Genomic DNA, 11,253 nt, shown 5'->3' with positions numbered 1-11,253 from the left:
CGTCGTAGGGTGTCTCCATGCGTGAGGCTTACCATGTCGAACTCGAACAGCTCGCCGAGAACCTGGCTGCCATGTCGGCTCAGGTCGCCGAGGCGATGGAGCTGGCCACCAAGGCACTGCTGGAGGTCGACCTGGGCCTCGCGGAGCAGGTGATCAGCGACGACGCGAAGGTCGACGACGCCCGCGCCGAGTGCGAGGAACAGGCCTACGCGCTGCTCGCCCTCCAGGCTCCCGTCGCCACGGACCTGCGCACCGTGCTCGCCGCAATCCACGCCGCCGAGAGCCTAGAGCGCATGGGCGACCTCGCCCTGCACGTCGCCAAGGCCGCGCGGCGGCGCCACCCCGAGGCGGTGCTGCCGGAGTCGGTGAAGCCCTACTTCATCGAGATGGGCCGCGCCGCTGTGAAGCTCGCGCGCCAGGCCGAGCAGGTCATCAAGTCCAAGGACGTCAACGCCGCCAAGGACCTGGAGGCCGAGGACGACCAGGTCGACGACATCCACCGTCACCTGTTCACCGTGCTGATGGACCGCGAGTGGCCCTACGGTGTCGCCGCGGCCGTCGACGTCACGCTGCTCGGCCGCTTCTACGAGCGCTACGCCGACCACGCCGTCTCGGTCGCCAAGCGCATGATCTTCGTGGTCACCGGCCGCATGCCGGGCTACGACTCCGACGAGGACCTCAACGTCTGATCTCGCGGTCAGTCCACAAAGGCTCTTCGATCAGAACCCCGGTCGACCGTCCACTTTGATCTTGGCCCGACGCCAGGCGCGGCTCGTCAGTGCCCAGAAGGCACTCAACGCGGCCAAGGCCGTCGGTGCCAGCGCCGCCGTCGACGCGGCCCGGCAGGCCATCAATCACGACTGCTGAGCAACGACAAACGAAACGGCCCCTCCGTCCACATCGGACAGAGGGGCCGTTTTCGCTGCAGACCCAAGAGAACGATCAGCCGAAGCGGCCCGAGATGTAGTCCTCGGTCGCCTTCTCGTCCGGGTTGGAGAAGATCTTCTCCGTGTCGTTCAGCTCGATCAGCCGGCCGGGCTGGCCGACGCCGGCCAGGTTGAAGAACGCCGTCTGGTCGGAAACACGAGCCGCCTGCTGCATGTTATGCGTGACGATGACGATCGTGTACTCCTTCTTGAGCTCACCGATCAGGTCCTCGATGGCGAGGGTCGAGATCGGGTCGAGCGCGGAGCACGGCTCGTCCATCAGGAGCACGTCGGGCTGCACCGCGATGGCGCGGGCGATGCAGAGCCGCTGCTGCTGACCACCGGAGAGGCCGCCGCCCGGCTTGTTGAGCCGGTCCTTGACCTCGTTCCACAGGTTGGCACCGCGCAGCGCGCGCTCGGCGATCTCGTCGAGCTGCTTGCGGTTCTTGGTGCCGCCGAGGCGAAGCCCGGCCACCACGTTGTCCTTGATCGACATCGTGGGGAACGGGTTGGGGCGCTGGAACACCATGCCGATCGTGCGGCGCACCTGCACCGGATCCACCGCGGACGCGTAGATGTCCTCGCCGTCGAGCAGCACCTCGCCCTCGACGCGCGCACCCGGGATGACCTCGTGCATCCGGTTGAGCGTGCGCAGCACGGTCGACTTACCGCACCCCGACGGCCCGATGAACGCGGTGACGTTGCGCGGCGGCACGTTCAGCGTGACGCTGTCCACGGCGTGGAACTTGCCGTAGTAGATGTCTACGTCCTTGACGTCGATTCGCTTGGCCATGACTCACTTCTTCTTCGGGGCGAGGAGCCGGGAGAGCAGGGTGGCGAGCAAGTTCAGGATCGCGATGATGATGACGAGCGTCAACGCCGCGCCCCAGATCCGGTCGAAGCCGACGCTCCCGGGGTCGAGCGAGTTGGTCACGCGCTCGTTGTTCATCACCAGGGGCAGTGCGGCCTGCTCGCCGTCGAAGGGGTTCCAGTTCACGTAGGCCGAGTAGCCCACGAGGACCAGCAGCGGCGCCGTCTCGCCCATCACGCGGGCGAGCGCCATCATGATGCCGCCGATGATGCCGGACAACGCCGTCGGCAGCACGATCTTCATGATCGTCTTCCACTTCGGCACGCCCAGCGCGTAGGACGCCTCACGCAGGTCGTCCGGCACGATCCGCAGCATCTCCTCCGACGAGCGGACGACCACCGGGATCATGAGCAGCACCAGCGCCAGCGACACCGCGAACCCACTGCGCGGCAGGCCGAGCGTGGTGATCCACAGCGCGTAGATGAACAGCGCGGCCACGATCGAGGGGACACCGGAGAGGATGTCGACCATGAACGTGGTGGCCTTCGCGAGCTTGCCGCGGCCGTACTCCACCAGGTAGATCGACACCAGCAGGCCGATGGGCACCGCGATGATCGCGCAGATCAGGCCCTGCTCCAGCGTGCCGATGATCGCGTGCAGCACACCGCCGCCGACCTCGTCACTCAGCACGGAGCCGAAGTCCTCGGTCCACCAGTTCGAGAACGGGATCCGCTTGATGCCGTTGACGATCACGGTGTAGAGCACCCACACCAGCGGCACCACGGCGATCAGGAACGCCAGCCACACGAGCACGGTGGCGAAGCCGTTCTTGGCCTTGCGGGCCAGGCTGACCTGCTGGAACGCGGGGGTCACAGCGGGACGTTCGAGCGTTGTGGACATGCTCAGTCCCCCTTCCTGCTGATGACGGAGCGGGCGGCGAAGTTCACCAGGAACGTCAGCACGAACAGCACCAGACCGGCGGCGATGTACGCGCCGGCCGAGGTGGCGTTGTTGAACTCGCTGTAGTTCGCGGCGATCTTCGACGCGAACGTCGCACCGCCGTCGAAGAGGCTCCAGTCGAAGTTGCGGCCCTGCGGGATGAGCAGGATGACCGCGAGCGCGATGGTCTCACCGAGCGCGCGGCCGAGGCCCAGCATCGACGCCCCGATGTAACCGGCCTTGCCGAACGGCAGCACCGTGGTGCGGATGACCTCCCAGCGGGTGGCCCCCAGCGCCAGCGCGCCTTCGATGTGCGGGGTCGGCGTGCGCTCGAAGACCTCGCGCGAGAGCGACGTGATGATCGGCAGGATCATCACCGCCAGCACGATGCCGGCTGTGAAAATCGTGCCGCGCACGTTGGGCTGCACGTTGCCCGGAGCGAAGAGCGGGAACCACGAGAACGTGGAGTTCACCCACAGCGAGAACGGCTCGATCGCCGGGGCGAACACGATGATGCCCCAGAGGCCGAAGATGATCGACGGCACGGCGGCCAGCAGGTCGATCACGTAGGCGAACCCGCGGGCGAGCCGCTTCGGCGCGTACTGGGTGAGGAACAGGGCGATGCCGAGCGACACCGGCATGGCGATGATCAGCGCCACCACGGAGGTCGCCACGGTGACCTCGAACAGGTCGGCGATGCCGAACGCCATGTTCTCCGGGTCGTTGGTGGACCACCCGTGGTTGAACAGGAAGTTGACCTTGTCGACCCGCAGCGCCGGGATGGCCTGGATGATCAGGAAGATCCCGATCAGGCCGATCAGAGCCACGATGAAGATGCCGGCCCCGGTGGTCAGGTTCTGGAAGATGCGGTCACCGGCCCGCACCTTCTTCGGCTTCTCCTGCGCGGGCGGCCTTTCGGGCGCCGGCGCGGATGTTGTGTCCGAAATCGGATCCTCCGGGAACGCTCGGGCGGACGACGAACGCCCACCGGGGGTGCCGGTGGGCGTTCGCGTCGAGGATGACTCGCTCATCGACTGGTTAGGTCCTGCGTGTACTTGTTATTCAGCCAAGTCGAGGATAAGTCAGGAGATCGCCTTGACAGCGGTCAGCACCTTGTCCTGCAGGCTCTGCGGGATCGGCACGTAACCCTTGCTCGACAGCTGCTGCTGGCCGGTCGTCGCCGACGTGGTCAGGAACGCCTTGACGGCCTTCGAGACGTCCGGGTTCGAGTACTTCGAGCACACGAGCTCGTAGGTCGTGAGCAGCAGCGGGTAGGCACCGGCGACGTTGCTCGCGTAGATCTTGTTCAGGTCGAGCGCGAGGTCGTTGGAGCCCGGGTTCAGGAAGGTCGCGGAGTCGAGGGACTTCGCGACGTTCTCGGCGGACAGCTCGACGCCGCCGGAGCCGCTGTCGATCAGGGCCGGGGTGACGCCGTCCTTGGCGAACGCGCCCTCCACGTACGTGATCGAGCCGTCGGCACCCTTGACCGTGGTGGCGACACCGTTCGAGCCGGAAGCACCGTTACCGACGCCACCGTTGAACTTCTTACCCGCGCCCTTGGTCCAGTCGGCCTTGGCAGCCGCGCCGAGGTACTTCTGGAAGTTGTCGGTGGTGCCCGACTCGTCCGAGCGGGAGACGACCTGGATCGCCTTGTCCGGGAACGTGAAGCTCTCGTTGCCCTTGATCGCCTTGATGGCCGGGTCGTTCCACTTCGTGATGCCACCGCTGAAGATCTTCGCGATCACGGACGGCGTGAGAACGAGCTTGTCGACACCCGACAGGTGGTAACCGACGGCCACGGGGCCGACGACCATCGGGATGTTCCACGCCGGGGAGGCGCAGCGCTTGTTGGCGGCCTCGAGATCCGCGCCGGTGGCCGGGGAGTCCGTGCCGCCGAAGTCGACCTGGTTGCCGTTGAACTGCTTGACACCCGCGCCCGAGCCGCTGGCGGTGTAGTTGACCTGCTGGCCACTGCACTGCTTGCCGTAGGCGAGCTTGAAGACGTCGATGGCGTTGTTCTGAGCCGTCGAGCCCTCACCGGACAGCGGGCTCTTGCCACCGCAGTCGACCTGCGCGGTGCCGGTGGCGGCGGGGGCGGCGGCCGAGCTGGAGTTGCTGCCGTTGCTCGCCGCAGGGTCGCTACCACAGGCAGCGAGCACCAGGGCGGCGCTCGCCACGATGCCCACGGCACCAAGGGGCCGCATGATCTTCACTGCATTTCCTCCACTCGGAGACTTCGCCGGATCGGCGCGCGTCTCAGCGCGCCGGATCCGGACATTAGGCAGCCCCGATGGACGGTCCCCCTTGCTCACATGAACGCAAAGTGAACAAGGCACCGTATGTGAGCAGGGCGACTACGCCGAAAGGGTGTCGTGTCCCTGCCGTGACCTGCATGTACGCAGAAAGTAACACGGGGCGTGCCCCGTCGATGGTGACTACCGACCGTACTGGACGTCGGTTTCGAAACGCGTGAACCCGAGTTTCGAATAGACCGCCAGTGCCGGTGCGTTGTCGCCCTCGACGTAAAGGATTACTTGGCGTAGTCCCTTCTCGCGCAAGTACCGCAGGCCCGCGAGCGTCAGCGCCTTGCCGAGACCGCCACCCTGTGTGCCCGGATCGACGCCCACGACGTAGACCTCCCCGACCGGCTCACCGCCGAAGCGGCCGGGCACGGGCTCGTGCACCTTCGTCCAGTGGAAGCCGACAACGTCGCCGTCCTGGTTCTCCGCCAGGAAGAAACCGGCCGGGTCGAACCACGGCTGCCGTTCTTCGGCGCGCAGCTCGTCCACACTGAACGCGCCCTGCTCCGGGTGCCAGTCGAACGCGCGCGCGTTGACGGCGATCATGGCCTCTTCGTCCTGCCCCGGCACGAAGGTGCGCAGCCGCAGTCCTTCGCGCAGCACGGGTTCGGGCCAGTCGGCGCCTTCGACCTCGACGTGCAGGATCAGCAGCTCGCGCTGCCGGCCGAGGCCGAAGTCCTTCGCCAGGGCGGCGGCCGCGGCGCTGTCCCCGTGGGCCCAGACGCGGGCGCCTTCGGCGGCCTTCGCGTCGAGCTCGCGGGCCAGCGCGGTGCCGACGCCGCGGCGGCGGTAGTCGGGATGCACCACGACCTCCGCAACTTGGCGGCCGTAGGAGTCGCCCTCGGTGTCGAGGTGCGCGTAGCCGGCGGGCTTGCCGTCGAGGCGCGCGAGCAGGTGCAGCCCGCCCGCGAACTCGCGCGGCAACGGACCGGTCGCGTCGACCTCGGGCCGCCCGTCGGCCGCCTTCGCCGCGAGCAGCACCTCACGCACCGCTTCCGCCGCGTCAGTCCCGAGTTCGGCCGTCCAGCCCGTCAGCTCTGTTTCCGCCACGAAGCCGACATTACCCACGCGCGGCGCCGCGCGAAGGGGCTCGTTGGGGGAATCGCGTGCGCTCAGCGGTTGGTGTACTCGGGCGCGGATTCGATCGCCGGCGCCGGCTGCTTCGGACCGGACTTCGCCGGGCGCTCGAACTTGTAGCCGACGTTGCGGACGGTGCCGATCATCTGCTCGTGCTCCGGGCCCAGCTTGGCGCGCAGGCGCCGCACGTGGACGTCGACCGTGCGCGTGCCGCCGAAGAAGTCGTAGCCCCAGACCTCCTGCAGCAGCTGCGCGCGGGTGAAGACGCGCCCGGCGTGCTGCGCGAGGTACTTCAGGAGCTCGAACTCCTTGTACGTGAGCTCGAGGGTGCGCTTGCGCAGGCGAGCGGTGTAGGTGGCCTCGTCGATCACGAGGTCGCCCACGCGCAGCTCGGCCTCGACCTGGCCGGAGACGCCGTCGCGGGTCGTCACGAGCCGCAGGCGCGCGTCGACCTCGGCGGGGCCGGCGGTCGGCAGGAGGATGTCGTCGGTGCGCCACTCGGAGCTCACGGCCACCAGGCCACCTTCGCCGACGACGGCGATCACGGGCGTGCTCGCCTCGTCGTCGCCGGCGCCCTTGAGCAGGCGGCAGAGGCTCTTCGCCGAGGCGAGGTCGCTGCGGGCGTCGAGCAGGATGACGTCGCGGTGCCCGGCGTCGAGCAGGGCCGTCACCTCGGGCTCGCGGACGCGTACGGTGTGGGGCAGCAGATCCAATGCGGGAAGCACAGAGGTGGGGTCGGCTTCCGCGGTAAGTACCAGAAGGTCCAGGCTCATGGAGCCACACCGCCTTCACAAAGTCAGGGCCTGGCGCACGGCCTCGAACGTGGGCCTCGGTCGGTGCTGAGTGAGAATACCGGGTGAACAACACGTCACCTAGCTCGTGCTGGATCGATCACACCTGGCCGAACCCCAGGAAGCGCCCCGGCCCCCGACGAACAGGAGAACCGACGCGATGGTGAGCAGGCCCGTGACGCGGGACGACCGACCGGCTCCTCGGCCGGACAACCGGCGTCGCGGACGGCGCGTCCGCCGCTGGGTCATCGTGCTCGGGGTCATCGTGATCCTGCTGGTCGGAGCCGATTTCGGGGCCGCCGCGTTCGCCGAGCACACGATCTCCCAGAAGGCGCGCGAGCAGCTCGGCCTGACCGACGACCCGTCGGTCGACATCCACGGTTTCCCGTTCCTCACACAGGCGCTCTCGGGTGACTACAGTCACATCACCGTATCGGCCGACGGCGTGCCCGTGGGCGGTGAGCTGCGCGATCTCGGCGTGAGCGCCGAGCTCGAAGACGTAACAGCGCCGTTGTCCGACCTCACCGCGGGCAACACGAAGAACGTGAAGATCGGCAAGCTCACCGGCGCCGTGACGATCAAGGCGTCGGACATCGCGCGCATCTCGCCGCTCGACAAGATCCAGAACCTGCGCATCGATCAGAGCACCGAGGCCTACGTCAAGTACGGCGACACCGACCAGGGCCAGGAGCCGGACCCGACCCCCACCAACGCGGCAGGCGAGCCGGAGGACGGCAACACCGCCGGCATGCGCCTGTCGGGTGACGTGCAGGTGGCCGGTCAGAAGGTGGAGATCTTCTGCTTCGCGCTGATCGAGCTCAAGGGCAAGACCATCACGATCACCCCCCACCGGCTGCAATTCGGGAATGACCACGAGACCACCGTCGTTCCGGAGTCAGTGCAGAAGGCCCTCTTGCCGAACTTCCGCGCCTCGATCGACACGGGCACGCTGCCGCTCTCGGTCACCCCGACGGCGGTGCGCGTGGACAGTGGTTCCGTGACGATCAAGGGCGAGGCAACCAACGTGAACTTCTCGGACCTGACGACGTCGAAGGGGTGAGTGCCCGGTGATCGGAGTCTGGGTGCTGCTGGCCACGCTGGTGGTCGCGGTTCTGGCCGGCCTGCTGCTCAAGGCCCGCAACGGACGGGTCCGCGCGGCCAAGCCCGCCGCCGCGGCCCGCGACCTCGCCCAGCTGCCCGCTCCGGTCGCCGAAGCGCTCGACCCGGCCTCGGCCGTCACGCTCGTGCAGATCTCCACCACGTTCTGCGCGCCGTGCCGCCACACGCGCGCGATCCTGTCGTCGCTGGCCGACAAGACCGAGGGGCTGCACCACGTCGACCTCGACGTGACCGAACAGCCCGAGGTCGCCCACGCCCTGTCCGTGCTGCGCACCCCCACCACGCTCGCGCTGACCGCCGACGGCCGCGAGCTGCTGCGCGTGGGCGGCGTGCCGAAGGGCCCGGAGCTGCTGGAAGCCCTGCGTCCGCACCTGGCCGAAGCCGACGTTCGCTGACTGGCGGCGACCGCCTCACCGGCTGTTTCCCAATGGGCGGGACTCGTCCCAAGGTATGAACGCGGTTCCCAGCCGGTTGGAGCACTGGGTACCCTTCCTGACGTGGACGAGCTGCCCATCACCCTGCTGACGCAGCGCCGCGCGGTGGATTTGTGCCGCGTGCGCAGCAGCTTGTGTCCGCGCTCGTCGCGCCGGCGCTGAAGCACGTCGTCCGCCGGTTTTCGCACGCTCTACCGTCCGTGCTCTCGCACGCCCTTCGCCTCGCCCTCAGCAGGAGGAACCATGCCCGCCGGACCGGCTGTCGACCCGCGTGGCCCGCGGTTCGCCGCGATCATCACCACCGTCGTGCTCGCCGTGGTGCTCGTGACGCAGTGGTGGCCGCTTCTGGCCCTGCAGACCGTGATCTTCGCGATCGGCGCGTTCGTCGGTCTGAAGCCGGCGCCGTACTCCGTGCTGTACCGCGCGCTCGTCGCGCCGCGGCTCGGCCCGCCGACCGAGCGCGAGGACGCGGCGCCGCTGCGGTTCGCGCAGGCCGTGGGCTTCGTGTTCGCGCTCGTGGGCACGATCGGCTTCATCGCCGGCGTGGCCCCGCTCGGCATCGTCGCGACGGCGTTCGCGCTGTTCGCCGCGTTCCTCAACGGCGCGTTCAACTTCTGCCTCGGCTGCGAGATGTACCTGCTGCTCAAGCGCTTCAGCCCCGCGCGGGCTTCCTAGCAGTTCCAAACCCCAGAAGGAGAGTTCGCTTCCATGAGCCGTGAAGACGCCCTGGTCACCACTCAGTGGGCCGAGGAGAACCTGGACACACCCGGTGTGGTGTTCGTCGAGGTCGACGAGGACACGACCGCCTACGACGCCGGGCACATCCGCGGTGCGGTGAAGCTCGACTGGCGCAACGACCTGCAGGACGGCGTGCGCCGCGACTTCGTGAACAAGGCCGCGTTCGAGAAGCTGCTCTCGGAGAAGGGCATCTCGAACGACGACCGCGTGATCCTCTACGGCGGCAACAACAACTGGTTCGCCGCCTACGCATACTGGTACTTCAAGCTCTACGGCCACCAGAACGTGCAGCTGCTCGACGGCGGCCGCAAGAAGTGGGAGCTCGACGGCCGTGAGCTCAACGCCGACGACGTGAAGCGCGACGCCACCGAATACAAGGCCACGGAACAGGACCTCTCGCTGCGCGCGTTCCGCGACGAGGTCGTGGAGTCCATCGGCGCGAAGAACTTCGTCGACGTGCGTTCGCCCGACGAGTTCTCCGGCAAGCTGCTCGCCCCGGCGCACCTGCCGCAGGAGCAGTCCCAGGTGCCGGGCCACATCCCGGGCGCGCTGAACGTGCCGTGGGCCAAGGTCGCCAACGAGGACGGCACCTTCAAGACCGAGGACGAGATCAAGGACCTCTACACCGAGGCCGGCATCGACGACGCGAAGGCGACCATCGCCTACTGCCGCATCGGTGAGCGTTCGTCCATCGCGTGGTTCGCGCTGCACGAGCTGCTCGGCTACTCCGACGTGAAGAACTACGACGGTTCGTGGACGGAATACGGCTCGCTGGTCGGCGTGCCGGTCGAATTGGGAGCGAAGTAGATGGCTGACGACGGTTGCGGCGCCCCGGTCCAGGTGGCCACGCCCGCTGACTTCGACACCAACGGTCAGGTCGTGCTGGCCGGCAAGGTGACCGGCTCCGACGGCCCGCTGGGCGGCGCGTTCGTGCGCCTGCTCGACGGCGGCGGCGACTTCACCGGCGAGGTGGTCGCCTCACCCGAGGGTGACTTCCGCTTCTACGCGGCGCCGGGCTCGTGGACGGTGCGCGCGCTGCACCGCACGGGCAACGGCGAGGCCTCCGTCACCGCCGAAGGCCCAGGCCTGCACCAGCTGGCGATCTCGGTCGGCTGACGCGTTTTTCCATGAAGGGCCCCCAGGGTTTTCCCTGGGGGCCCTTCACTTTTCTTCGTTCAGGACCCGCTCCGTGTACCCGCGCAGGGAAGGACACTTCTCCACGGCGTGGCCGCCCTCTCGGGCAGCGCGAACCTGACGGCCGGGCCGCACGCGGCCATGGCCGGTGGCGTGCTGCTCGTCGTGACTGTGCTCACCGCGACGACCCTGCGCGGAGCCTGAGGGCGCCGGGCCGACTATTGTCCTCGCTGTGGAGACCCTGTTTACGATCCTGCTGGCCCTGGCGGCAGTCGCCATCGTGTGGTTCGCCTGCTACGTCGTCTACCGGCTGTACGCCGACCAGCGCTGAGCACCATGACCGCCAGTGGCGACGAAGCCATCGCGGCCGCGGAGGAGCGCGCGGCGAGCACCCGCACGCGCAACCTGCCGTTGTGGGACGACCTGCCGATCCCCAACGACACGGCCAACCTGCGCGAGGGCCCGAACCTGAACGACGCGTGCCTCGCGCTGCTGCCGATGGTCGGCGTCTGGCGCGGTGAGGGCGAGGTCGACTACCCCACCATCGAGGGGCCGGTCAAGTTCGCGCAGCAGCTCACCATCGCGCACGACGGCCGCCCGTTCCTCACGCACGAGGCCCGCGCGTGGCTGCTCGACGACGAGGGCAACGTCATCCGCCCCGCCGCCCGCGAGAGCGGGTTCTGGCGGCCACAGGAGGACGACACGATCGAGCTGCTGCTCACGCACAGCTCCGGCATCGTGGAGCTCTACTACGGCAAGCCGCGCAACCAGACGTCGTGGGAGCTGGGCACCGACGCGGTGATCCGCACGGCAACGGCCAAGGACGTCACCGCGGCGCAGCGGCTCTACGGCCTCATCGAAGGCAGCCTCGGCTACGTCGAGGAGCGCGCGATGATGGGCCAGGAGATGCAGCCGCACGTGTCGGCTCTGCTGCACCGCGTCGTCGGCTGAGCTGGGCTTTACTGATCCGGCCAAAAGTAGGCC

14 protein-coding genes are annotated in these 11,253 nt (G+C 68.2%); 8 read left to right on the top strand and 6 right to left on the bottom strand.

All coding sequences use genetic code 11. The annotated features are described in order from the left end of the window. The first annotated feature begins 17 nt into the window (after window positions 1-17). Window positions 18-689 (top strand): phosphate signaling complex protein PhoU, encoded by a 672-nt coding sequence (phoU, locus tag AB0383_RS10765; protein WP_364170007.1) that lies wholly within the window; start codon window positions 18-20, stop codon window positions 687-689. 253 nt (window positions 690-942) lie between these two features. Here phoU and pstB read toward each other — a convergent pair whose 3' ends face one another. The 6 genes from pstB to AB0383_RS10735 form a co-directional block, all read right to left on the bottom strand. Next, window positions 943-1,719 (bottom strand): phosphate ABC transporter ATP-binding protein PstB, encoded by a 777-nt coding sequence (gene pstB / locus AB0383_RS10760; RefSeq protein ID WP_364051854.1) that lies wholly within the window; start codon window positions 1,717-1,719, stop codon window positions 943-945. 3 nt (window positions 1,720-1,722) lie between these two features. Further along, entirely contained in the window at window positions 1,723-2,637 is a 915-nt protein-coding gene (pstA, locus tag AB0383_RS10755; protein ID WP_364170004.1) for a phosphate ABC transporter permease PstA, read from the bottom strand. Window positions 2,638-2,639: 2 nt separating this feature from the next. Next, the gene (gene pstC / locus AB0383_RS10750) at window positions 2,640-3,560 is read right to left on the bottom strand and encodes a phosphate ABC transporter permease subunit PstC (RefSeq protein ID WP_364170729.1); all 921 of its coding nucleotides are present in this window, start codon (window positions 3,558-3,560) and stop codon (window positions 2,640-2,642) included. 198 nt (window positions 3,561-3,758) lie between these two features. Then, window positions 3,759-4,889: a phosphate ABC transporter substrate-binding protein PstS gene (gene pstS, locus AB0383_RS10745; protein ID WP_364170001.1), complete on the bottom strand. Its 1,131-nt coding sequence runs from the start codon at window positions 4,887-4,889 to the stop codon at window positions 3,759-3,761. Between the two features lie 222 nt (window positions 4,890-5,111). Further along, a complete protein-coding gene (gene mshD, locus AB0383_RS10740) occupies window positions 5,112-6,011 on the bottom strand; it encodes a mycothiol synthase (protein ID WP_366186923.1) in 900 nt (299 codons plus the stop codon). Window positions 6,012-6,088: 77 nt separating this feature from the next. Further along, window positions 6,089-6,826: a response regulator transcription factor gene (locus tag AB0383_RS10735; protein ID WP_364169999.1), complete on the bottom strand. Its 738-nt coding sequence runs from the start codon at window positions 6,824-6,826 to the stop codon at window positions 6,089-6,091. A gap of 178 nt (window positions 6,827-7,004) precedes the next feature. Here AB0383_RS10735 and AB0383_RS10730 point away from each other — a divergent pair, with 178 nt between their 5' ends. The 7 genes from AB0383_RS10730 (at window position 7,005) to AB0383_RS10700 (ending at window position 11,220) form a co-directional block, all read left to right on the top strand. Further along, window positions 7,005-7,904, top strand: a complete 900-nt coding sequence (locus AB0383_RS10730; RefSeq protein ID WP_364169996.1) for a DUF2993 domain-containing protein — start codon at window positions 7,005-7,007, stop codon at window positions 7,902-7,904. A gap of 7 nt (window positions 7,905-7,911) precedes the next feature. Continuing rightward, window positions 7,912-8,358, top strand: a complete 447-nt coding sequence (locus AB0383_RS10725; RefSeq protein ID WP_364169993.1) for a thioredoxin family protein — start codon at window positions 7,912-7,914, stop codon at window positions 8,356-8,358. A gap of 102 nt (window positions 8,359-8,460) precedes the next feature. Then, window positions 8,461-8,559 carry a putative leader peptide gene (locus AB0383_RS10720; protein ID WP_326567015.1) on the top strand — a complete coding sequence of 33 codons (99 nt, stop codon included), beginning with the start codon at window positions 8,461-8,463 and terminating at the stop codon, window positions 8,557-8,559. A gap of 81 nt (window positions 8,560-8,640) precedes the next feature. Then, window positions 8,641-9,072: a DUF4395 domain-containing protein gene (locus AB0383_RS10715; protein ID WP_364169989.1), complete on the top strand. Its 432-nt coding sequence runs from the start codon at window positions 8,641-8,643 to the stop codon at window positions 9,070-9,072. A gap of 33 nt (window positions 9,073-9,105) precedes the next feature. Continuing rightward, window positions 9,106-9,942: a sulfurtransferase gene (locus tag AB0383_RS10710; RefSeq protein WP_364169986.1), complete on the top strand. Its 837-nt coding sequence runs from the start codon at window positions 9,106-9,108 to the stop codon at window positions 9,940-9,942. Beyond that, window positions 9,943-10,251: a DUF1416 domain-containing protein gene (locus AB0383_RS10705; protein WP_220245061.1), complete on the top strand. Its 309-nt coding sequence runs from the start codon at window positions 9,943-9,945 to the stop codon at window positions 10,249-10,251. 354 nt (window positions 10,252-10,605) lie between these two features. After that, window positions 10,606-11,220 (top strand): FABP family protein, encoded by a 615-nt coding sequence (locus AB0383_RS10700; RefSeq protein WP_364169983.1) that lies wholly within the window; start codon window positions 10,606-10,608, stop codon window positions 11,218-11,220. Window positions 11,221-11,253 lie beyond the last annotated feature (33 nt).

Source organism: Amycolatopsis sp. NPDC051373, assembly GCF_040689465.1.
In the GTDB taxonomy this organism is placed as follows: Bacteria; Actinomycetota; Actinomycetes; order Mycobacteriales; family Pseudonocardiaceae; genus Amycolatopsis.
Note: the sequence above shows the minus strand (reverse complement) of the source record. Positions and strands in the feature narration are given on the sequence as shown.